Source organism: Niallia sp. HCP3S3_B10 (genome assembly GCF_052064465.1).
GTDB lineage: Bacteria > Bacillota > Bacilli > Bacillales > Cytobacillaceae > Niallia > Niallia hominis.
Genome location: NZ_JBQHVO010000016.1, coordinates 26,539 through 49,591, shown reverse-complemented (window position 1 = coordinate 49,591; position 23,053 = coordinate 26,539). Strand labels below are relative to the sequence as shown.

The 23,053-nt window shown below is 35.2% G+C and carries 20 protein-coding genes; 17 read left to right on the top strand and 3 right to left on the bottom strand.

Translation table 11 applies throughout. From position 1 onward, the window contains the following. Positions 1 to 14 precede the first annotated feature (14 nt). On the top strand, positions 15 to 1,946 hold the full coding sequence (locus tag ACTNDN_RS09695; protein WP_441131176.1) for a glycoside hydrolase family 127 protein: 1,932 nt from the start codon (positions 15 to 17) through the stop codon (positions 1,944 to 1,946). Between the two features lie 246 nt (positions 1,947 to 2,192). Beyond that, the gene (locus tag ACTNDN_RS09690; protein ID WP_441131168.1) at positions 2,193 to 2,924 is read left to right on the top strand and encodes a hypothetical protein; all 732 of its coding nucleotides are present in this window, start codon (positions 2,193 to 2,195) and stop codon (positions 2,922 to 2,924) included. A 217-nt stretch (positions 2,925 to 3,141) separates the two neighbouring features. On the opposite strand, the gene ACTNDN_RS09685 is transcribed toward ACTNDN_RS09690, so the two are convergent. Continuing rightward, entirely contained in the window at positions 3,142 to 4,641 is a 1,500-nt protein-coding gene (locus ACTNDN_RS09685) for a glycine betaine ABC transporter substrate-binding protein (RefSeq protein WP_081836684.1), read from the bottom strand. Between the two features lie 70 nt (positions 4,642 to 4,711). Then, complete coding sequence (locus ACTNDN_RS09680) at positions 4,712 to 5,845, bottom strand: ABC transporter ATP-binding protein (RefSeq protein ID WP_031538810.1); 1,134 nt, start codon at positions 5,843 to 5,845, stop codon at positions 4,712 to 4,714. Between the two features lie 598 nt (positions 5,846 to 6,443). Here ACTNDN_RS09680 and ACTNDN_RS09675 point away from each other — a divergent pair. From ACTNDN_RS09675 to ACTNDN_RS09625, 11 genes are all read left to right on the top strand, one after another. Then, complete coding sequence (locus tag ACTNDN_RS09675; RefSeq protein WP_349205161.1) at positions 6,444 to 7,541, top strand: ABC transporter ATP-binding protein; 1,098 nt, start codon at positions 6,444 to 6,446, stop codon at positions 7,539 to 7,541. A gap of 36 nt (positions 7,542 to 7,577) precedes the next feature. After that, the gene (locus ACTNDN_RS09670) at positions 7,578 to 8,531 is read left to right on the top strand and encodes a carbohydrate ABC transporter permease (protein WP_349205152.1); all 954 of its coding nucleotides are present in this window, start codon (positions 7,578 to 7,580) and stop codon (positions 8,529 to 8,531) included. Between the two features lie 26 nt (positions 8,532 to 8,557). Further along, positions 8,558 to 9,802, top strand: coding sequence for an ABC transporter substrate-binding protein (locus ACTNDN_RS09665; RefSeq protein ID WP_349205153.1), 1,245 nt, complete (start codon positions 8,558 to 8,560; stop codon positions 9,800 to 9,802). Between the two features lie 69 nt (positions 9,803 to 9,871). Further along, positions 9,872 to 10,693: a carbohydrate ABC transporter permease gene (locus ACTNDN_RS09660; RefSeq protein ID WP_349205154.1), complete on the top strand. Its 822-nt coding sequence runs from the start codon at positions 9,872 to 9,874 to the stop codon at positions 10,691 to 10,693. Positions 10,694 to 10,760: 67 nt separating this feature from the next. Then, positions 10,761 to 11,381 (top strand): hypothetical protein, encoded by a 621-nt coding sequence (locus tag ACTNDN_RS09655; RefSeq protein WP_254414872.1) that lies wholly within the window; start codon positions 10,761 to 10,763, stop codon positions 11,379 to 11,381. A gap of 23 nt (positions 11,382 to 11,404) precedes the next feature. Further along, entirely contained in the window at positions 11,405 to 12,334 is a 930-nt protein-coding gene (locus ACTNDN_RS09650; RefSeq protein WP_349205155.1) for a nucleoside hydrolase, read from the top strand. Positions 12,335 to 12,364: 30 nt separating this feature from the next. After that, complete coding sequence (locus ACTNDN_RS09645; RefSeq protein ID WP_349205156.1) at positions 12,365 to 13,708, top strand: amidohydrolase family protein; 1,344 nt, start codon at positions 12,365 to 12,367, stop codon at positions 13,706 to 13,708. 36 nt (positions 13,709 to 13,744) lie between these two features. Then, entirely contained in the window at positions 13,745 to 14,497 is a 753-nt protein-coding gene (locus ACTNDN_RS09640; protein ID WP_349205157.1) for a nucleoside 2-deoxyribosyltransferase, read from the top strand. A gap of 339 nt (positions 14,498 to 14,836) precedes the next feature. Further along, positions 14,837 to 16,204 (top strand): 23S rRNA (uracil(1939)-C(5))-methyltransferase RlmD, encoded by a 1,368-nt coding sequence (gene rlmD / locus ACTNDN_RS09635; protein ID WP_441131175.1) that lies wholly within the window; start codon positions 14,837 to 14,839, stop codon positions 16,202 to 16,204. 327 nt (positions 16,205 to 16,531) lie between these two features. Beyond that, positions 16,532 to 17,065 (top strand): cell wall hydrolase, encoded by a 534-nt coding sequence (locus ACTNDN_RS09630; protein ID WP_441131167.1) that lies wholly within the window; start codon positions 16,532 to 16,534, stop codon positions 17,063 to 17,065. 178 nt (positions 17,066 to 17,243) lie between these two features. After that, positions 17,244 to 17,780: a hypothetical protein gene (locus ACTNDN_RS09625; protein ID WP_441131166.1), complete on the top strand. Its 537-nt coding sequence runs from the start codon at positions 17,244 to 17,246 to the stop codon at positions 17,778 to 17,780. 47 nt (positions 17,781 to 17,827) lie between these two features. Here the strand turns inward: ACTNDN_RS09625 and ACTNDN_RS09620 are convergent, their stop codons facing one another. Beyond that, positions 17,828 to 18,655 (bottom strand): MurR/RpiR family transcriptional regulator, encoded by an 828-nt coding sequence (locus tag ACTNDN_RS09620; RefSeq protein ID WP_031538820.1) that lies wholly within the window; start codon positions 18,653 to 18,655, stop codon positions 17,828 to 17,830. 187 nt (positions 18,656 to 18,842) lie between these two features. On the opposite strand from ACTNDN_RS09620, the gene ACTNDN_RS09615 reads away from it, so the two are divergent. The 4 genes from ACTNDN_RS09615 to ACTNDN_RS09600 are packed head-to-tail and all read left to right on the top strand — an operon-like array spanning position 18,843 to position 23,024. Further along, positions 18,843 to 19,721 (top strand): cell division protein FtsQ, encoded by an 879-nt coding sequence (locus ACTNDN_RS09615; RefSeq protein ID WP_441131164.1) that lies wholly within the window; start codon positions 18,843 to 18,845, stop codon positions 19,719 to 19,721. Continuing rightward, positions 19,718 to 21,430, top strand: a complete 1,713-nt coding sequence (locus ACTNDN_RS09610) for an ABC transporter ATP-binding protein (RefSeq protein WP_031538821.1) — start codon at positions 19,718 to 19,720, stop codon at positions 21,428 to 21,430. The genes ACTNDN_RS09615 and ACTNDN_RS09610 overlap by 4 nt, the downstream gene beginning before the upstream one ends. Beyond that, positions 21,417 to 22,238, top strand: a complete 822-nt coding sequence (locus ACTNDN_RS09605; RefSeq protein ID WP_441131163.1) for an energy-coupling factor transporter transmembrane component T family protein — start codon at positions 21,417 to 21,419, stop codon at positions 22,236 to 22,238. The genes ACTNDN_RS09610 and ACTNDN_RS09605 overlap by 14 nt, the downstream gene beginning before the upstream one ends. Before the next feature lie 12 nt (positions 22,239 to 22,250). After that, entirely contained in the window at positions 22,251 to 23,024 is a 774-nt protein-coding gene (locus ACTNDN_RS09600; RefSeq protein WP_031538823.1) for a PHP-associated domain-containing protein, read from the top strand. Positions 23,025 to 23,053: the final 29 nt, after the last annotated feature.

Below are 23,053 nucleotides of genomic sequence, written 5' to 3'. Positions count from 1 at the left end.
TAAATGTGAAGAAAGTGGAAGAAATCGCAACGAATAAAGTGAAAATTAATGATCGATTTTGGGGGCGATATTTAGAGGTTGTACGGAATCATGTCATCCCTTACCAATGGGATGCACTGAATGATCGATTACCAGATACTTCCCCAAGCCATGCCATTGAGAATTTTCGAATTGCAGCAGGGGAATCTTCTGGCGAATATTATGGAATGGTGTTTCAAGACAGTGATATTGCTAAATGGCTGGAAGCTGTTGCATATAGTTTAGAAAATGAGCCAAATGAGGAACTAGAGAAAACGGCAGATGAAGTAATCGCTTTATTAGGCAGAGCTCAAGACGAAAATGGATATTTAAATACTTATTATACGGTTAAAGAGCCTAATAACAGATGGACGAATATTCGTGATAATCATGAATTATATTGTGCTGGACATTTAATTGAAGCAGCAGTAGCATACTATCAAGCTACAGGTAAGAAGCAATTCCTTGATATTATGTGTAAATATGCGGATCATATTGATAGCGTTTTCGGTCCGGAAGAAGATAAGTTAAAGGGATATCCAGGACACCAAGAAATTGAGTTAGCATTAGTTAAACTATATGATGTAACAGGGCAGGAAAAATATCTGAATTTAAGTAAATATTTTATTGATGAACGGGGAAAACAGCCTCACTATTTTGATATAGAGAAAGAGAAACGAAAAGAAACAAAACCGTTTTGGTTTAACGACGATTATGCTTATCATCAGGCACATAAGCCAGTAAGAGAACAAAAAGAAGCAGTTGGCCATGCAGTTAGAGCTACTTATATGTATACAGCAATGACCGATCTTGCATTGAAAACGAAAGATGAATCCCTGAAAAAAGCATGTGAAGAACTTTGGAATAATGTCACGCAAAAGCAAATGTATGTGACTGCAGGCATTGGTTCCATGGAGTTTGGTGAATCTTTCTCCTTCAACTATGATTTGCCAAATGATTTGTCCTATACAGAGACATGTGCTTCTATTGCTTTAGTTTTCTGGGCTAACCGTATGTTACAGTTGGAAGCAAATAATAAGTATGCTGATGTAATGGAACTGGCTCTTTATAATGGTACCATTAGCGGAATGGATTTAGACGGTAAGAAATTCTTTTATGTCAATCCATTAGAAGTTTTACCAGAAGCTAGTGATAAAAGAAAGGATAAAAAGCATGTCAAATCTGTTCGCCAAAAGTGGTTTGGCTGTGCATGCTGCCCTCCGAATTTAGCAAGGTTAATTGCATCTATTGGCCATTACATTTATTCACAAAAGGAAAAAGAACTATTTGTCCATTTATATATGGGAAGTGAGACAACTATTCAAATCGCAAATAACCCAGTTAAGCTTGTTCAACAAACGAACTATCCGTGGGATGGAAATGTATCAATGATTGTTTCTCCAGAAAAGGAGGAAACCTTTACTATGGCACTGCGCATTCCTGGTTGGGCAAAAGGAACAGTGGTGAAGCTAAATGGGGAGATAGTAGATCATTTTCCACTAATGAAGAATGGTTATGTATATATTAATCGTAGATGGAAAGAAAATGACCATATTGAATTATCTTTCCCAATGGTAGCAGAACGTATCCAATCGAATCCAAAGGTACGCCATAATGTTGGGAAAGTGGCTATTCAACGTGGACCAGTGGTTTATTGTCTAGAGCAAGTAGATAATGGAGAAAATTTACATGGAATTATCTTACCAAGAGATGCAGAGTTAAAAGCAGAATATGATCCAGAATTGCTTGAAGGGGTTGTTAGCATTACTGGGGAAGCGGAACGACTAGACCAAAGCAATTGGAATAGCGAGCTGTATCGTCCAGTTGAGGACAGTACTACGAAAGTACAATTGAAAGCGATTCCGTATTATGCTTGGTGTAATCGCGAACCAGGTGAAATGATCGTTTGGGTGAATGAGAAAAGATAGCAGAGGGATATCTTTTAAATAATATCATCAGATGTTTATTAGTTACTGATTTTAATAGGATGGGAGAAGAGAGGTAGGGGTTCATTCCCTTCCTCTCTTTTTGTAGTATAGATTATATGCATATTTTTATACGAGATGGTCCTTATTGAATACATCATAAATAATTTCCTATGATAAGAATCAATGACACAAAATATGGTATGGTAATATGAGAAGGTATGCTAGGAGGAAAGAGAGGGATTATTCGTGAAAAAAAATATATGGATTGGATTTATTATTGGTGTTGCTACGGTGTTAATCATCGGAGCAGGAATTGTATTAATTGGTAATTATTCTTTCCAAAAGGCAACTGAGGCAAAGTCTGAGAAAATTGTTAAAGAAGAATCAAATGGGAAGGAAACAGAAGAGAAGGAAGAGACAGAAGAGGCAGATAGTGGTAATGGTAATGTATCCTACAGTGTCGAACAAACTTCCTTGATTTTAACCAAAGAGGATGGATCAGAACAAATATTTGAGCATGATAATGCTTTTGGGAAGATGGAACCTGTTGATTACTCGCCAACTCGTGAAAAAGTCTTGTTAACACCACAATATGGATGGGAAGAAGGTGGGGCGCTTTATGTCTATTCTAAAGAAAATGGACTAAAGGAAATAATCAATGTCAAAGCTACTTCAGGAGAACAATATTATCCAAGTGGAGCTCTTTGGTTAGATGAGCGCTATATTATCTATATTAATAGTTATATGTATGGGACGATTCCTAGTGGAGAATTACAGATTTATGATACGGAAACAAAGCAGATATTGCCACTTGAATTATTTAAAGGCGATGCAGTCCTGCAACTTTCACGCGTAAGTGATGTAGATAAACCTTATATTGTTATGAGCGGAATTCAGTTTACAGATGAAATGTTAAATGATAGTAAATCTTATGTGGAGAACCATGATATCGAAGAAATTCTTGAAATGATTGAATAATGGATAGGAGTGTTATCCGCTCCATACCACTTGTTTATAAAAGATTGTTTTTCTATATACTATTGTGGAAATAAAAAAATTTAATGAATTGGTAAGACGAAGCAGGGTGAATCACAGCCATTTGAAACAGACCTTTTATAAACTAATAAAACCCCGAACAACCATAGGATTTCCATATGGTTGTTCGGGGATAGCTATGTCCAAACCACTATTTTAATTATTCAATAAGACCTTCCTCTTTCAAAAAGTCTACTGCAACATCTTCATATTGTTCTTTGTCAATATCAACACGTGCATTTAGTTCTTGCATTTTTTCATTATCGATTTTTCCGACAAGCATTCCTAATACTTCTTCTAATTCTGGATGTTTTTCTAATGTTTCTGCTCTAATTACTGGTGTTGCGTAGTAAGGAGGGAAGAAGTTTTGATCATCTTCTAGAACCTCTAAATCAAATGCAGGGATACGTCCATCTGTTGAAAATGCATCAATTACATCGACATCTCCGTTTTTAATCGCACTATACATAATGCCAGAGTCCATTGCTTGGGTATCTTTGAATTCTATCCCATAAGTATCAATGAGACCTGGATAACCATCCTCTCTTTCAAGGAATTCTGGTTCAGAGCCTAATGTAAGTTCCGGAGCCATCTTTTTTAAGTCCGAAATAGTTTGGATGTTATACTTTTCAGCGTCTTCTTTTCGAAGTGTTAAAGTGTATGTGTTGTTAAAACCAAATGGCTCTAGCCAAACTAAATTATAGTCTTCTTTAAATTTCTTTTTTACAATGTCATAGGCTTCATCGGGATCACTAACCATGTCCTCTTTTAGAATGCTTAATAATCCTGTTCCTGTATACTCCATGTACATATCATAATTGCCTGTGTTAACTCCTTCAAATGCTGGAGCTGTCCCGCCAAGAAAAGATTCATAGTTTACCTTTAAATCGGTATGCTCTTCAATCAGATGCCCCATCACATAAACCATAATTTCTTGTTCGGTGAAATTTTTACCAGTGATGGTGATGGTATCTTCTCCGCCTTTTCCATTGCTGAAATTTGCAATGACAGTTGACAGTGGGACTAAGACTATTATGGCTGCTATTATCCATATTCGAATACGGCTTTTATTTTTATTTCCTTTTTTACTACCATGTAGACCTTGAGGCGTTACATCCGCTTCCAATACTTTCAATAAATAATCAAATATAATCGCCAATAGAGCAGAAGGAATGGCACCAGCAAGTATAAGCCCAGTATTATATGTTTGTAACCCACGGAAGATTAAATCTCCTAAACCGCCTGCGCCAATGAGTCCAGCAATCGTTGCCACACCAATAATTAAGACAGTTGCGGTTCGGATTCCTCCCATGATTACTCTTAGGGAAAGTGGTAATTCAACCATCCACAGCACTTGGCGATTGGTCATGCCCATCCCAACGCCAGCTTCTATTGCGGAGCGTTCTACTCCGATAATTCCTAAATATGTATTGCGCAAAATAGGTAATAAGCCATAAACAGTTAAAGCAATAATGGCTGGAAGCTTACCAGTTCCGATGAATGGCACTAAAAACACTAGTAGCGCAAGACTTGGTATTGTTTGAAAGACGCCAGCTACTCCGATGATGGAGTCTGCGATTTTTCTATGGCGAGTTAAATAAATTCCTAGAGGAACGGAAATCACAATTGCAATGGCAATCGAAAGAAGAGATAAGTACATATGCTCTAAAATTAAGTTCCAAATTGTTGGCCAACGGTTTATAAAGACATCTATTGTCTCTGTAATTATATTAGGAATGGTTCAAACCTCCTTCACCAATTTGATCAGCGATGTACTCAACAAGGCTTGCACGATTGACAATCCCAACAATTTTTGAATCCTTATCAATTACTGGCACAAAACCATATTTGGATTCATTTACTAGTTGAAAAGCCTTTTCTGTCGGTTCATCCAGTTTGAGTGTGTTTACATTGGTGTCCATTATATCTTTTAATGTTAATTCCTCTTCATTGTATCGTTTTTGTACTTCCCAAACAGTAGCAATACCAAGGAAGGTATTAGCATTGTCTGACACAACAAGACTATCTACCCGTTTTCTTCTCATTAATTTCAATGATTCAGCAAGACCACGTGATTGGCCGGCACTTACGGGGGTAATCATTAACTTTTTCAATTTTGGTAAAGAAATATTTTCTTGTAATCGATCTTCTCCGATAAAATTACGAACAAACTCATTTGCTGGATGACGCAAAATATTTTCCGGTCGATCCAGTTGCACGACTTCTCCGTCTTTCATAATACAAATGCGATCCGCAATTTTTAAGGCCTCATCCATATCATGTGTTACAAAGACTATCGTTTTTTGAATTTCTTGCTGTAATCGAACTAATTCATCCTGAAGCTGCTCTCGACTGATAGGGTCCAAGGCGCTGAATGGTTCATCCATCAGGATTATTTTTGGCTCAGCAGCAAGTGCCCTGATAACACCAATTCTTTGTTGCTGTCCACCACTTAGTTCAGACGGATAGCGATCACCGAAAATTTCTGGATCAAGCCCAACCATGTTCATTAAATCATTGATTTTATCCATGTATTGTTCTTTTTTCCATTTTTGAAGTCGCGGAACGAGCGAGACGTTTTCTTTAATCGTCATATGGGGTAACAAACCTATTTGCTGAATGACATAGCCAATAGTTCTGCGGAGTTTTACCGGATCTTCAGTGGAAATATCTTTTCCTTCAATGGTAATGGAACCACTGGAAGGTTCAATTAGTCGATTGATCATCCTCATTGTTGTTGTTTTACCAGAACCACTTGGTCCAATTAGAACAAGCAATTCACCTTCATTCACTTGAAATGAAATATTTTTAAGTGCTTTAAATCCATCTTGAAACGTTTTAGTAACTTCTTTAAATTGGATCAATTTCTACGAACACCTCCAGACTTTTCTTTAAAACTAACTACCCGATTTTGCTAACTAAATAACCATCTTTTTTTAAAATTTATCTTACAGCCATTAACTAGTATAACATTATTTTCGGGAAAATGGGTCCGAAAAGGGATTGTTATGGGAATGGCTCTTGTAGATAAATAAGTATTTGACTTATATGGGAAAGTGTTTGTGAAATTATTATTCCCATTAGGGAGAAAAAAATGATAAAAAAATAAAAGATAGTTATATCAAAAGGTAAGATTGAAGGGTTATGATGTGTTAATGGATCGGTAAAACGCAAGATTTGAAATATTATTCAAATTTTGCGTTTTTATTTTTGTTTAAACATGAATGATGTTACTTAAGTTAACGTGAATGTTCGGTATTCAAGTGCAATTTTTGTATTTTTTTGACATTTTAACGCAAATTTTTATCTATATTGAATAAAACGGAACTTTATTATTATACATCATATACAATGACTTATATGAAAATCTTGATTAAAATGAATCCATGTTAGGAATTGTAACATTTAATAGTCAGAAAATTCTATATATATATAATAAACTGAGGTGGTCACTTGACTAAGATGATATTAAGTGGAATTACAAAGAAATACAATGATAATTCCTTAGCTGTAGATAATCTGAATCTTGAAATAGAAAAAGGAGAGTTTTTAGTTTTAGTAGGACCATCAGGTTGCGGAAAAACGACCACGCTCAGGATGATAGCTGGTCTTGAGAAAATCACAGATGGGACACTAGTATTTAATAATGAAATTATAAATGAGATGTCACCAGGTGAGAGGAAAATTGGTATGGTATTTCAAAGTTATGCTTTATATCCACATAAAAATGTATATGAAAATCTTGCGTTTGGATTAAGGAAAGCAAAAGTACCGAAAGATGATATGAATGAAATGATTCAGCAGACTGCAAGAATGCTAGGGTTAGATGGGCTATTAAAACGAAAACCAAAGCATTTATCAGGTGGACAAAGACAAAGAGTTGCTTTAGCAAGAGCAATTGTAAAACAACCTAATATTTTTCTATTTGATGAACCACTATCCAACTTAGATGCAAGCCTCCGAGTATCCACAAGAAAAGAAATATCCAAACTACATCAACAGCTTCAGTCAACAATGATTTATGTAACACATGACCAGGTAGAAGCTATGACATTAGGTACTAAAATTGCTGTGATGAATAAAGGCAAACTAGAACAAATTGACACTCCTGCAAACATTTATAAGAACCCAAGAAATACTTTTGTTGCAAGTTTTATAGGAACACCACCCATGAATCTACTTAATGGGAATGTAGGAATAAAAGATAACGTTCCTTTCTTAGCTTTAAGTAAAAGAAGTTGGAGAGTCCAGAATGATAAAGCTGAAAAGTTAAGTGAATATGACGGACAAGCTGTAATCATTGGTATCCGTCCGGAGGATTTATTTCTTACTACTGAAGAGAATGAGCATCTTACTGGGATTATTGAGACAATCGAGTACCTAGGCTCTGAAACGGTGATTTTCTGTAAAACCGATGTTGGCGATGTATTAATTAGATTAGAACGCTATAACCATTTAAAAATTGGAGACACTGTCCAAATTGGGTTCAATGTTGAAAAATTGCACTTTTTCGATTCAATGAAGGAGGAAAATATATTTAATGAATCTACGAATATTTAATTATTATGAAATTTATAGTGTGTTGGAGGGGATCTTTTGCAAACCCAGCTATCAAAAGAAAGTTTAAAGAAGAAGGCCGAGAATACGAAATCATTAAGTTTGAGAAAACGATTTGATAGATTATCTGAAACTAAAACTGCTTCCATCTATTTATTTCCATCCTTGCTTTTAATTTTACTAACGATTGTTTTTCCAATCATTTATTCCTTTGTCATGTCTTTAAACAAAGTAGGGTATAAAGCCGGCCTTATCGATTTTGAATTCGTTGGATTAAATAACTATTTAAAAATTTTTTCCGATCCTAGAATTCCGAATATTATATCTAACACTATTGTGTTTACTATTGTCAGTGTATTAGGAACGTTAATTATCGCTTTTGCTATTGCTCTATTTATTCATCATGGCATATGGGGGGCATGGTTATTTAAACGATTATTTCTGATTCCTTGGGCGTTGTCTAATGTAGTTAATGCACTCATGTGGCAGTGGATGTATAGTTCTAGCAACGGAATTATCAATCATATTTTACTAGAGCTACATATTATTGAGAAACCTGTTATGTGGTTGACGGAACAATCAACAGCAATGGGAGCTATTATTTTAGCGGATATATGGAAGAGCACACCTTTTGCAGCACTATTAATATTAGCAGCACTTCAAAGTGTTCCAAAAGAATTATACGATGCATCAAAAGTGGATGGAGCTGGGCCATTCCAACAGTTTAAAAGTATTGTTTTACCCACAATAAAGCCAGTTTTATTTGTTGTTATGGTTACACAAACAATGTGGACTTTAAGAGTATTTGACATCATTAGTGTACTAACAAAAGGAGGACCGGTAGACAGCACCATGGTTTTGAATGTCTACGCATATGATCAGTCCTTCCGCTATTTAGACATAGGTTACGGCTCAGCGCTCGCTTGGTTGATTACTATTATTACTATGGTTATAACAGTATTTTATTTACGTGTATTAGGGAAAGAAAACTAAGAGGATTTCTAGGAGGGGAAAAGGAAATGAAGAAAATTGGGGTAGCATTATTAGCGGTTATTTTATTATTGACGATAACTGCTTGTGGAAATGAAAAAGCAAGTAGTTCAGGAGAGAAAGAGATTACCATATTGTATGTAGGGGATCAGTTTTGGCAAGATCAAGCTGCTGAATTTGAAGAAGAGACAGGGATAAAGGTGAACTATGAGGTAGTCGGATTTGAACAATTGCATGACAAGATGTTTACTGCCTTAAGTGGTGGCTCGGATGACTATGATATTATTCATGTTCGTGATGATTGGGCTGATGAATTTGCATCGCAAGGCTTCTTAGAACCTTTAGATGACTATATTACGGATGATATGAAAAATAGCTTTAGCCAATTAAGCTTTGACAACCTTTCCTATGATGGAAATATATACGGGGTGCCTCGCTATTTGTGGTTAACACAATTTTATTATAATAAGGAAATTTTTGAAGAAGCTGGAATTACGAAAGTTCCGGAAACTTGGGATGAGTTAATTGAAGTGGGTAAACAAATCCAAGAAAAAACAGATATTGAATATGCTCTGTCTACTCAATTAAGAGAACAAGATGCAATTAGACCATTTATATTAAATTTAAGAGCGGAAGGTGGAGAGTTCTGGGATTACTCTACAAATAAGCCAACTTTTAATACTCCAGAAGGACTAAAATCATTACAGAGATTAGAAGAAATTAATATGGATGCGAAGATCTTGGATCCACTATCTTTTGAAAATGAATCATCTAAAGATCAGTTCTTACAAGGTAAAACTGCGATGTTTATCGGTTATCCGGACATTGTAGGGTTTGCAAATGACCAAGAAAAATCGAAAATAATTGGCAAGTTAGGAACAGCGTTAATGCCAGGTAGTACAGAAAAAACATCAAGTTTAGCGGAAACTGGTGCAATTGGAATTCCAGCTAATTCAAAGCATAAAGAAGAAGCATTTGAATTTATAAAATTTGCTACAAGTGCAGAACAAGAGAAGAAAATGGCTCTATCAGAAGTAGCAAGAATTCCAGCTAACTTAGATGTTTTAGAAGATTCAGAGGTCCTTGAGAAGTACCCACACTTTGCGTATGTTTCTGAACAAATTCAATATCCACATGGTCTTTTTAAACATAAGCAAGCAACATTAATCTCAGATACAGTATCTAGACAATTTATACAAGTAATTAAAGGCGAAAAAAATGCTGAAAAGGCACTTTCAGATGCGGAAGCTGAAGTGCTTAATATAAACCCATAATAGTGAAAGGGAAGAGGATGCTATCATCCTCTTCCAGTAAAAAAACAAGGAAAGTGCTGGTGACGCGTTTTGAAAAAATATGCAAAAAAGACATTACTAATTGGGGCTTCAATTGGTTTAATGATATATTTGCTATTTCCTTTTTTATGGCTAATCTTGTCCAGTATGAAATATAGAGTGGAGTTGTTTCAAAATCCTCCAACATGGATTCCACACGAAGTTACATTTAAATATTATCTGGAGTTATTTCAAACAGAATCTTTTACCAGTTCACTATCCAATAGCTTTATTTTTGCTTCCTTTACTACCCTTATTTGTATAGTAATTGGGACACTTGGAGCCTATGCATTTGCTAGATTGCAATTCCCAGGTAGAAATTCGCTCTATTTAATGATATTAGGGACACAAATGTTACCACAAATGGCTTTATTAATTCCCCTTTTTATATTGATGAGAATGAGTGGACTACTATACACACATATTGGGATTATTTGTGCGTATGTTACTTTTTCTTTACCCTATGTTATTTGGATGTTTAGAGCTTTTATTATTTCAGTTCCAAACGATATAGAAGAAGCAGCTAGAATGGATGGATGTACAAGACTTGAGGCAATTGTCAAAATGGTTCTACCATTATCGCTTCCTGGACTTGTTACAACGGGGATATTTGTCTTCATTGGTGCTTGGAATGAATTTATATTTGCTTCTGTATTTACCAACACAAATTTAAAAACAATTCCTATTCGAATTGGTGAACTAATTGGTCAAGAAGGGGTTCAATATGAAATGATTCTTCCAGCTGGAGTAATTGCGAGTCTACCAATTTTAATCCTTGTAATGATTTTTCAGAAGTATATCGTTCAAGGTTTAACAGAAGGCTCTGTTAAATAGTTTCTTAATATCTTAAAAGTAATCCTAATGATAAAAGTGAAAATTCAGTAGAAAGTTGGTGTATCTCATGGAAAAATTTATGAGCTATGATCCGTGGAGTAAAGTCGAAACAAGAAACGGTATACCGGGAGATGAGATTATATCTGCTCTGCAAAAAAGTATTAGGCGGGGTTTAGAAGAAGAAGCAGTGACGGTAGCATATGAAATGTATATTACAAGTCCTGAATTTGAAGAGAAAATGTGGAGAAGACTACTTGCTATTTCAGTAGAAGATATTGGTTTTGGTGAAGTAAATGCACCTATTTTAATAAATACTTTAAATACGATGAGACAGAATTTTCCTTATAAAGATGGGGATCGTCCTATGTTTTTTGTCCATGCTATTCGATATTTATGCCAATGTACAAAAGAACGTTCTTCTGATTGGTTAAAAAATATTGTCATTCACGAGTTTGAACAGGGAAGAAAGCCGGTAATTCCTGATTTCGCTCTAGATATGCATACAAATAGAGGAAGAGAGCAAGGGAAAGATATCCTTCATTTTTTAGAAGAGGCCAGTAAGGTAATACCGGAGAAGGAAGATATTAATTTAGCTTATAAAAAGAGATTAATAGAGATCTTAACAAGTGATAAGGAAAGGAAAGAACCGGAAGTTACCCCTTTTTCCTACAACTCATGGCAAGCATAAAAAATAAACAAGATGGTGATAAGATGGTAAAAATGATTTTGGATTGTGATACAGGAATTGATGATGCGCTAGCAATAGGATATGCCGTTCATTCTCCTGAAATTGAGCTTTTAGGGATAACGGTATGTTACGGAATGGCTCCTGTCGACTACACATATCGGAATGCAAAGAAAATAGTGCAGCTACTCGGAAACGATATAGGTGTATGGAAGGGAGCGGAGAAGCCTCTTGTATTAGAAAAAGAATACAATGGATTAATCCACGGGATGGATGGATTAGGGAATACCCTTGGTAATGTTCAACCAGAGGATTTAGTAGATTGCCCATCGTTACATGCAGTTGATTATCTAATAGAAAAAATTTATGAGTATAAAGAAGAATTAACGTTAGTAGTAACAGGACCTTTAACAAATTTGGCATTAGCAATAAAAAAAGATCCTAATATTATAAATCTAGTAGGGAAAGTTGTATCCATGGGGGGAGCTCTAACTACGCCGGGAAATGTAAATAGATATGCAGAGGCCAATTATGCCATTGATCCTCATGCTGCAAATTATGTATATAAGACGAATATTCCTATTACGATGGTTGGGTTAGATGTAACAAGAAAAACCTTATTAACTACAGAGGATGTAGCTAATTGGAAACAAAAAGGAACAGAACTATCCTGTTTTTTTGCTGAGTTTACACAGTATTATCTTGATGCTTATAAAAAGATACATCCCTATTTAAAAGGATGCGCCTTACATGACCCTTTAGCTATTGCAGTCGGCAAAGATCCTTCTTTTGTGCAAACCATTCCTATCCATTTAGAAGTGGAAGTAGAAGGTGTCTCAGCTGGAAGAACAATAGAAGATTTATATCGAGAAGAATCTAATCCTCTACAAACAGAGGTCAGTATTAAAGTGGATGCAGAAAGATTTATGGAAGATTTCTATAAAAATATTGTCTGAAATAAAAACAGACGAGGGGATGACAAACCAATGAAAACACCAGTAAGCTTAATAGTAAAAAATTGCAGTATGATTACACCTGAATTCGAGATAAAAGAAAATCAATCTGTAGTTATAAATGAAGATATTATTTTAGCGATCGATTCTGTAGAAACTGTTGAAGCGAAATACGAAGCAAAGGAAACATTATACGGAGATGGAAAGTTATTAATGCCCGGATTAGTCGATGCACATACCCACATTTGTCAACAGTTTCTTCGTGGAAGAACAGCGGATGAGTATCCAATGGTTTGGGCGAGAATTTTAGTACCATTTGAAAGTAGTTTAAATGAAGAGGATGTGTCTACTAGCGCTCAACTTAGTTGTTTAGAGATGATTAAATCTGGAACAACTTCATTTGCTGAATCAGGTGGAGTACATATGCACAAAGTTGCAGAGGTGGCAGTACAATCTGGACTAAGAGGAGCAATTACATGTTCTACTATGGATCAGGGACCATTTATACCTGATTCAATGAAGAGTAATCCATTTGAAGCAGCACAAGAAATTGAATCTTTATATCAAGATTTTCATGGAGCAGGCGATGGGAGAATTCAGATTTGGTTTGCTTTACGTCAGGTAATGACAAGTACACCTGCTTTAATTGAACATATGGCAGAGAAAGCAAAAGAGTATAATACTGGTTTACATATTCATTTATCAGAACATCGAGATGAAGTAAGTTATTGTTTACAAAATTACCAAAAAAGACCTGCAGAAGTATTTGACCAATTTGGTGCCCTCGGTCCCAATTTATTAGCAGCACATAGTGTTGTATTGTCTGAATCAGAGATTGACCTATTAAAGGAAAGAAAAGTAAACATCGTTCATAATCCAAGAAGTAATTTTGGAAGTCACGGATTTCCAAAAACTCCTCGCTTTATGCAAAATGATATGCCAATTGGCATGGGAACAGACGGTGCTGCTGGCTCAAGTTTAAGTTTATTTGATGAAATGAGAGTCCTTCGCTCTGGACTTAACGTTTATTGGGGACTGCCAATATTTGATCCAATGGTTATTCCAGCAAAAGATTTGTTGAAAATGGTGACAGCAGGGGGAGCATCTGCTTTAATGCTAAAGGAGCAAATTGGATCCATTGAAGTTGGAAAAAAAGCAGACTTAGTTTTATTAAATATTAATCAACCGCATATAAGCCCATCACATAAATTAATAAATACCATTGTAGAATGTGCTACTTCTAGGGATGTGGAAGATTCAATTATTGACGGAAAAATTGTAATGAAAAACCGAGAAGTTCTTACATTAGATGAAGAAAAAATCATGTTTGAAAGTAAAAAAGCATTGAAACCAATTGCGATAAAAGCAGGGATATAGATTTTATACACATATAGAAGGAATTGAGAGGAATTTATGGAGGAAATAGAATATTATATTGTTGTCAATGGAGGAGTTAGTAAGTGTAAAAGAAGTGTAACAGAAGAGGGAGTCCAATTTTATAAAGAAAGCCCCAAAGGAAAAAAATACGTTGCCTATGAGGATGATATTCATCACCCTTTCATTCATAATTTTATTTTTAAAAATAAAGAAGATGCACAAAAATCGATTATAAACAACACGATTTCTCCTACCGTTTTAAAATGGAAAGAAGATCAAACCAAACCTTCTTTAAAAATATATTTGGCTGGCTTTCATGTATTTCATCCAGACTCATTAATAATTCGTACTCGAATGATAAATCTTTGTGAAAAGTATGGATACCGAGGTTTATATCCAAGTGATAATGAACCAATCGATAATTTGCAAAAGGAAGAACAGGCAACTATGATTTTTTATTCGAATGAAGGATTGATTCGAGAGTGTGATATAATTGTTGCAAATTTAAATCCATTTCGTGGGAATGAGCCAGATTCGGGAACAGTTTTTGAATGTGGGTTAGGTTATGGATTAGGAAAAAAACTTTATGGCTATATAGACAATGGCCAGTCAATGAAAGAAAGATTAATAGTTGATGTAGATAAAAAAACTGGACTGTATAAAGATGGTATGTTTATAGAAGATTTTAATTTACCGCTTAATTTAATGTTAGCTATACCTATGACTATTGTTGTTGGTTCCTTAGAAGATTGTTTAAAGAAGCTGGCAGAAGATAACTCTATGTGTTAGAGACTGATTTAGCAATTGATAGGAGACTGCAAATTTAGGTATATTATAATAAAAGAACCTTCGGAAATGGATATATCCATCTTCCGGAGGTTTTTTGCTGTATGTGTTAAATATTTCATTTTTAATAAAATCGTAAGGATAAAGATTGTATAAAAAAAATTACTAATATCTACAAAATAAAAATTATTTTCATATGTATGATTGTCCTTTATACTAGGGAAGTATGTTAAAAATATAATAGGTAAACTAACAATGAAAAATAAATCATTTTAAAATACATTTGATTAGTGAAATTGTTTAAGGAGGAAAAAACGTTTGACGACAATTGAAAAGGAAACAATGATTGTAGATATTAAGAATGTGGATGAAAAAGGTGCTGGACAGGCGGTTGTTTGGCGCGAAAATGAATTAGGAAACAAGAAGAAACTAAAGCTAACAATTCCGCAAACATTACCTGGTGAAAAGGTAAGAGTTACTGTTGATCAGCCACAAAGAAGGCATAGAAAGGCAATGCCAGAAGAGATATTAGCTGCCCATGCGGAAAGAATTGGACCAGAATGCCCTCATTTTGAAAAATGTGGCGGTTGTGTTTGGCAGCATTGGGAATATAATGGACAATTACAACAAAAAACAAATCATGTGAAACATGTAATTGAGGAGCAAGGATTTGACCCCAGCCTAGTAAAAGATACTATTGGAATGGATGAGCCTTGGAGATATCGTAATAAAATGGAATTCACCTTTGCTACAGATGGTTCTCTTGGTTTACATGAGCAAGGGAATTTTAGAAAAATCATTTCTTTAGAAACTTGCCTTATTGCTGGAAAAGAAATGGTGGAAGCAGCACTTGAAGTAGCTACATGGGTAAAAGAACATGAATTAAAAGGCTATAACAAAGATACACACGAGGGACTTCTTCGTCACTTGATGGTGAGACAGTCTTTTGCTACAGGGGAAATGATGTTGGCTTTATTTGCAACAGAAGCTCCAGATGGATCTTTAAAAAATGCAGTGGACATTTTAGTTGCTCGCATTACAGAAAAATTCCCACAAGTAAAAAGCTTTATGTGGCTAGAAAATACGGATTGGGCAGATCGTACACAATCAGAAAAAAGCCATACATTAGCAGGCAGAGACTTTATATATGATGAAATGGATGGATACCGTTTCCGAGTTTGGTTTGATACATTCTTCCAAACGAACCCAACACAAGCACAAAAATTAGTTGATTTAGCTGTAGAAATGGCAGAACCAAAAAAATCAGAGAATATGATTGACCTTTTTTGTGGTGTAGGTACTTTCTCCCTTCCTTTTGCAAGCAGAGTTGGCAAGCTTGTAGGAATTGAAATTGTAGAAAGCTCGATTGAATCAGCCAAACGTAATGCTGGCGATAATGGCATTGATAATGCTACATTCTTAGCACAAGATGCAAGAACTGGATTAGCCCAAGTTTTAGAAACATTTGGCAGACCAGAATTACTATTGCTAGATCCACCACGGTCTGGAGCAGGTGGAAAAGTAATGAGACGTATCGGACGCTCTCAGCCAGAACGTATCGTTTATGTATCTTGTAATCCAGATACGTTTGCAACAGACATCAAACAGCTTGAGCCATTCGGCTATACATTAAAAGTAGTACAGCCTGTGGACTTATTCCCACATACGGTTCATGTAGAATGCTGTGCATTATTAGTTCGAAATAGTTAAGATTGAAAACTGATATCGGCTTTTTTCTGATATCAGTTTTCTTTTTTACAGGAGAATTAATTCTTAAGGTGCGGGTAGAAGAACCATTGGGAAAAGAATTAACTTTTAATAAGTTGTACTAATCATTTAACTTCTCCTATTTACACAATTTTATCCGGGAAAACAGAGCAAATGGTCATATCGAGTAATATCTAATTGTAAATATATAGTTATTTCTCCCAATTATCCCGTGAAATCTTACAGCTTTTCCAACAATTATGTAATGAGTTTTGCTTGCAAACCTGTTAGCCTTGTATATGGGCCTGTTAAAACAGGAGGTATACAAAAATGAAACAGTTATTATTTATAGCAACTACCATTACTTTAGTTATTGGTTCTTATATATATGTTCCATCTTTTGCCGTAGCAGCATCAATTTATACAGAAGAAACAAAAAATGTATCAACAAGAAAATTTGCTGTTGATAAGAAGGAGAATGTAAAAGCTTCTGATGAATCAGCAAATCTAACGAACAATGAAAAGAATTTACTGGCCCGTCTTGTTCATGCAGAAGCGAAGGGTGAGCCGTTTGCCGGTAAAGTGGCAGTAGCTGATGTAGTTTTAAATCGTGTGGAAAATAAGCAGTTTCCTGATTCAGTAGAAAGTGTCATTTATGAAAAGAATGCCTTTCAACCTGTACAGAACGGTTCAATCCAAAAAAAAGCAGATAAAGAGTCACGTAAAGCAGTAGAAGAAGCGTTAAAAAATGGAAAAGAGAACAAAGAGCTTCTCTATTTTTATAATCCAGACACTGCAACAAGTGATTGGATTTTCTCAAGAACAGTAGTTAAACGAATAGGTAATCACGCGTTTTCTATATAATAAGAAGAAATTGATATTTCGTTTTACGAAAATATAAAAACTAATGTAATGAGAGGGGGAATTCAATAGGAATACTCCTCTTTTTTATTTTAACCATCTTAAATAATCGTAGAAAGGAAAATATTTGAAACTTTATAATCTGTCTATTCGTATATGTTAATAGCATGGAGGGGTTGAGATGAAAAGAATTCATTATAAAGCTTTCAGTATCGCTTTATTTCCTATTATTTTATTATTAATTGGCTGTACAGAAAAAGTAGATGAGAAAACAGATGAATACATACAGGCAGTAGATGCTGTTTTACATAATGCCTTAACAGGGCCAGATGATACATTGAAAGACATACTAGAGCTGAAGGAAGGAAATGAAAGATCCACAGCTTTGACTGAATACGAAGATAGTTTATATAAAGATTATTTTGCAAGTGAAACAGCATATAATGATTTCATTTCAAGATATGGAACAGTATTTATGACAGAATCGCATAAAAACAACTATATACTTGCAGTAGAAAATATTGAATATGAAAGAACACATTCTAAAGAGAATATATATAATTTTTCCATCCAATTACAGTATCAGAAAGAGGGAAAATCACAAGAAGTAAAAAATATAACTGGGCAAGCTGATTTAAATGATGAGCAGAAAATCGACAGAATGCTAATCCGCGTCAATGATTTATGGGGGTCTTTTCCAAAAGATAAAAGGGAATAAAAGCAATGGCGGCGAATAATAATGCTTTAATGTTGGTAATAGCAGGCTTATCTCGGCAGCAAATAATCATATTGAGTCCTCAATTCACTAATTTTCTCAAGTCTTTGTAGATTTGCTGCTTCATTCTCCGCTCCAACTGCAAGGACAAGATTCTCGATTAAATAGGTTGGACCAATCATCGAATGGAACTCACGGATATCTCCTCTACTTGCAAATAAAACAATATCAGCTTGTGTCGTAAATTCTGAAATAAGCTGGTCTGTAATGATAATGATTTTATAGCCAATTTGCTTACGATAATCCATAAGCGCCTGTGCTTCTGGAAGCAAACGGATAAAGCCAAATATAATGATTACATCCTCTTTGGAAAAATGGATAAAGTCCTCTAGTAATTCACTTCCTCCTTTATGAAGGATAGAAAAGTTTAATCCATATCTAACTATTCGATACTTCAGTAATTCTCCAAGTCCTAAGGAAGGGCCAGGACAATATAAATAGACTTTTCTTGCGGAAATAATCGAGTGAACAGCATTTTTAAAAGTATCTTCTCGAAACTGCTCTATTGTTTTATAGAGATGTTGGATAGAAGCATTAAGTGTATGGTATGGGAAAGCTTGTTTATCGACCGTATTTATTAGTTTTGCTATTTTCTTGGCAGGGGATGGCTTTAGCTGGGCAGCAATTTCTCCTTTAAATTCCTTTAAATTTTTAAAGCCGACTATACGCCAAAATCTAGACACAGATGCAATGCTAACATTAACTGCTTCAGCTATTTCCTGTTCCGTTAATAATAGAACTTGATGCGTGTTTTTTTGAAGATAATCTGCAATTTTGTATTGGCTTGGCGACATTGATTTTGTATTCCATTTAAACATAACCTCTAACCTCCGTCTTTATTTGACCTTAATATAGCACATTTTTTTCTTCACAAATTATTCCTGATAATTTTTTTACATAATGTTAAAAAACGATAATAAATTTACGTTCCTTTTACTTGTCTACCATATTCCATTAAATTCTGTGCTTTATGATAAAGGTATTCAAATAAAGGAGGCAAATAATATGAATCAATTAAAAGATAGGTATGTTTTAACACAGTCTCAAAAGATGATGATATTCATTTTATCTATGTCCTTATATGGACTCTCCAACATGATTACAGAACTTATTCCTGCTTTTCACCTTGGTCCTGTCGAATTTTCCGTTGAGTATTTTGCATTTATTCCATTGACTTTATGTATGCTATTTCATCCTTTATATGCTGCAATTGGAGCTGCTTTAGGAGAAGTTGTTTTTGGTGAGATAATGCTAGGACAATTTGGTGGTTTTGGGGAATTAGAAAAATTTATTACTTTTTCTCTTGCCATGTTTATTGCTGGATCCCTTGTGAATGATCCAAAGAATAAAAGGCAGGTTGGAATTGCTGCAATAACAGGTGTCATCATTCATCAAGCATTAAGCTCAATGGTTGATATTGGAAAAGTATGGATAGGTGTAGAAGAGCTGGAGGCGGTTCCTGGATTAGCGGAAAGTGTTGTGATTGTAGAAGGTTTTGCTTTCTTAAATGATGTATTATTTTCCGGAATCCTTTTTGCTCTCTTGCCAACCTTATATTTAGTGCCACGTTTATATGGGAAAATGGAACCGTTATTAGGCATGAAGCCGAGGAATAATAAAATGAAGTATTCTATGGGCAGTATTGTAACGCCTAAATTGATTCTTGTTGGTATTGTGTTAGCTTGTTTCGCCTTTTTCTTTGAATATTTATCAGAAGCAGGATTTAATGTCGAGTGGGAAGCAGATTTTCTAAAGTCGTACGGTGATTGGTTTATTTGGGTAAGCATTGCTGCTGCGGCATGCATAGCTGGTATTACTATAGGTATCATGCAGAAAATGAAAAAGAAAAATAATGCAAGTAATGAAGAAAGGATTCAGTTATGACCATTCAAATTGAAATAGAGAAAGTTTCCTTTCAATATCCAGGTGTTGAGGAGCCAGTATTAGATAATGTTTCGTTATCGGTTCATCAAGGCGATTTCCTTGGCATTATTGGTAGTAATGGGAGTGGGAAATCCACTCTATGTAAATTAATAAATGGCCTTATTCCTCATTATTATGTAGGAGATTATTCTGGAAAAGTTACCGTTAATGGACTGGTTACGACAGAGCATAAAGTAACTGATTTTTCTTCCCATGTTGGATATGTTTATCAAGATTTTGAAAATCAGCTTGTTAGTCCGCGTGTGTTGGAGGACGCGAGCTTTGCCCCTCTTAACTTCGGGTATGCGGATTATCTTGAAAGGGGTAAAAAAGCCCTGGATTTAGTTGGTCTAAAGAATCATGACGATGAATTTATTTGGCAATTAAGCGGTGGGCAGAAACATCAGTTAGCCTTAGCTGGTGCATTGGCGTTGGACCCGGATATTCTTATTATTGATGAACCAATTGCACAGCTTGATCCAGAGCATGCTACACAAATCTATGCTATTTTAAAAAAATTAAATCAAGAGTATGGGAAAACAATCATTGTTATTGAGCATCATACCGAATTTATTGCGGATTATTGCAACAAAGTAGTTCTGATGGATAAGGGGAAAGTTGTCTGGAATAAGGAAACAAAAGAAGCTTTAACAGAAGTAAATGAGCTGCTACAACGGCAAATTTATCCGCCACAAGTAACGTTAGCAGCCTATCAATTAGGATATTCAAAAGAGGTATTGCCAGTTACAGTGGAAGAGGCAGAAGTTTTTTTTCAGACCGTTTCACAAAGAGAGAGGAAGAATAACATAGAAAATGACAAGGAATTCACGAAGCGTGAAAGGTTGATACAAATAAGAGATGCAAGCTTTTCACATAAACTTGTTGATCGCTCCAAAAAGCAAGTAGTGAAAGGCATAAACATTGATATTTATAAAAATGATTTAATTGCATTTGTTGGCAACAATGGAGCAGGAAAATCTACGCTTATGCGTTTATTAACAGGACTTGTAAAACCAGAGACAGGAGAAATACTTGTTCAAGGTCAAAATACTCGCCATTGTTCGCCAGAAAAACTGGCAGATGTCGTAACATATATTTATCAAAATCCAGAAGAGATGTTTATTGAAGACTGTGTGAGAAGAGATGTAGAGTTCTTTTTAAAAGCGCGAAAGGTTCCTGGATTCGAGGAACAGGTTGATCGAGTGTTGAAGCAATTTGAATTGACAGAGTTGCAGGACAAGGACAGTCGATTAATGAGTGGTGGTCAGCAAAGAAGAGCATCCCTTGCGATTGGAGTAGCGATGAATCCATCTATTATTTTGTTAGACGAACCAACGGCAAATCTTGATATAGCGACACGTAAGCATATTACAAAATTAATTGATTCCTTACAGGCGCAAGTGGGAGCAGTCCTTATTGCTACACATGATATGCAGCTTGTCACAGAATGGGCCAATCGAATTATCGTTCTCCATGAAGGAGAGATTATCCATGATGGCAATCGTGAATCCGTATTTAGTAACCATACCCTCCTAGAAAAAGCAGGTCTCAAGCCTCCGCAAATTCTGGAATTGAGCAGAAGAATGAAGCAGAAAAACTTAGCTTATACTGTCACAGACTTTGTGCAATCAATCGATACAAAGGAGCGCTTGTTAAATGGAGTATACTAGAAAATTAACGGAAAAATTGTCTGTAGAGCAAGTGAAGATTGAGCTGCTTCATACTGCTTATGGAAATAATGAAACGTTTCTCGCAAAGCTTGATCCTCGGACGCTATTTATCTGGTATTTATATTTCGGAATTGCTCCGTGGTTTATTCATAATCAGAGTATATTAATAGGGTTGTTTGTATTTATGGCCATTACAACCTTTATGTCCAAGGTTACACCTTTAGTAATTATCATTCTTTGTCTCGGTTTACTTGGCCAGGGAGGATATCTACTGATTGCCTCTTGGTTTTTTGGTGGGGATTTACAAGTCATTGTTCCTCTATTAACACTGACTTTAAAGCTCTCTATTATTTCTTTAGCTAGTATCACAGTGTTTTGCTCCATGGATCCTGAAAAATTAAGCAATGGACTTTTGAAAATTGGAGTTCCCGGACAAGTGTCCTTTAGTATTGCCTATGGCTATCGTATGCTTCCTAGTCTTCTAGAAGAATATCACCACGTATTTCTTTCCTTTCGTTTGCGTGGAAAGGCACCGGAGAAGCATGGAATTCTTTATTGGCGATCTATCATTTATTTTTCAAAGATAGCCGTTCTTTCCTTTTATCCCTTACTACTTAGTACTGCAAAAAGAGCACGTACAACAGTAGAAGCATTAGAAACAAAAGGAAGTTTTTATGCATTTAGTCGGCCGGAGATAAAGAAAATCAAACTTGCACATCTTCATTTTCAATATAGAGATTATTTATTTTCAATGGTGTCTGTGCTTTATCAATTATTTTTATATACATTCGTCTTTTTATTTCTGTAGGAGGGGTTATAAATGAGAATCGATTTACATAGTCATGTGAAAATTTCCAAAAAAACTGATTTTATGCCAGAATATTTTCAAGAAATGATGAAAGAGGCAAGAGAAGCTGGGTTAACAGGAATAGCGATGACAGAGCATTTCAATACAAGGAGATATACAGATATTTATAATTTTCTGGATACGCATTATCCATATGAGAATAACTATTACATGATAGATGGGTTAAAGCTATTTCCAGGAATAGAAGTAGATGTGAAAGAGATTGGTCATATTTTGCTTATTGGTAATCGAAAGGATGTTTTATCCATCAGAAGCTTATTAGAAACTAACACGAGTGAGGATAATTTTCTTGCCTTTGATAAGTTAATGGATATAGCAGAACATTATGATATTCTAAAAATTGGTGCCCATGCTTTCCGTGATAGTACCCCTCTTTATCATTTGAAGGCAGAACAGCTTAAGCGTTTGGATGCCCTTGATCTAAATGGAAAAGATCTTTATGCTCAAGGTCAAAAAGCTTATCGAGAAAAACTAGAGGATTTTGCGGGGAAATTAGGACTTCCAGTTGTTGGCGGAAGTGATACACATCATTTTTTACAATATGGCTGCATATATAATGAGTTTCAAAATGAATGTGATTCAGTGGAACAATTGAAGGCATCCATTGTTTCTGAACAATATAAAATCCACATCTCTGAAAATCTAAATTTAAAAGTAAAAGCAGCTACTTTAACGAAGAAGTGGATGAAAAAAGCGTTAGAAAAAGAGAAACAGTTATTTGGATAAAAAGGAAGAGACAGGAATAACTGCCTGTC

Excerpts from the sequence above, each read along its gene's own strand:
- ACTNDN_RS09605 (WP_441131163.1), top strand. The coding sequence starts at position 21,417 with ATGGAGTATACTAGAAAATTAACGGAAAAATTGTCTGTAGAGCAAGTG.
- ACTNDN_RS09620 (WP_031538820.1), bottom strand. The coding sequence starts at position 18,655 with ATGTTTAAATGGAATACAAAATCAATGTCGCCAAGCCAATACAAAATT.
- ACTNDN_RS09665 (WP_349205153.1), top strand. The coding sequence starts at position 8,558 with ATGAAGAAAATTGGGGTAGCATTATTAGCGGTTATTTTATTATTGACG.
- ACTNDN_RS09645 (WP_349205156.1), top strand. The coding sequence starts at position 12,365 with ATGAAAACACCAGTAAGCTTAATAGTAAAAAATTGCAGTATGATTACA.
- ACTNDN_RS09675 (WP_349205161.1), top strand. The coding sequence starts at position 6,444 with ATGATATTAAGTGGAATTACAAAGAAATACAATGATAATTCCTTAGCT.
- ACTNDN_RS09685 (WP_081836684.1), bottom strand. The coding sequence starts at position 4,641 with ATGTACTTATCTCTTCTTTCGATTGCCATTGCAATTGTGATTTCCGTT.
- ACTNDN_RS09610 (WP_031538821.1), top strand. The coding sequence starts at position 19,718 with ATGACCATTCAAATTGAAATAGAGAAAGTTTCCTTTCAATATCCAGGT.
- ACTNDN_RS09640 (WP_349205157.1), top strand. The coding sequence starts at position 13,745 with ATGGAGGAAATAGAATATTATATTGTTGTCAATGGAGGAGTTAGTAAG.
- ACTNDN_RS09600 (WP_031538823.1), top strand. The coding sequence starts at position 22,251 with ATGAGAATCGATTTACATAGTCATGTGAAAATTTCCAAAAAAACTGAT.
- ACTNDN_RS09625 (WP_441131166.1), top strand. The coding sequence starts at position 17,244 with ATGAAAAGAATTCATTATAAAGCTTTCAGTATCGCTTTATTTCCTATT.
- ACTNDN_RS09655 (WP_254414872.1), top strand. The coding sequence starts at position 10,761 with ATGGAAAAATTTATGAGCTATGATCCGTGGAGTAAAGTCGAAACAAGA.
- ACTNDN_RS09615 (WP_441131164.1), top strand. The coding sequence starts at position 18,843 with ATGAATCAATTAAAAGATAGGTATGTTTTAACACAGTCTCAAAAGATG.
- rlmD (WP_441131175.1), top strand. The coding sequence starts at position 14,837 with ATGATTGTAGATATTAAGAATGTGGATGAAAAAGGTGCTGGACAGGCG.
- ACTNDN_RS09630 (WP_441131167.1), top strand. The coding sequence starts at position 16,532 with ATGAAACAGTTATTATTTATAGCAACTACCATTACTTTAGTTATTGGT.
- ACTNDN_RS09650 (WP_349205155.1), top strand. The coding sequence starts at position 11,405 with ATGGTAAAAATGATTTTGGATTGTGATACAGGAATTGATGATGCGCTA.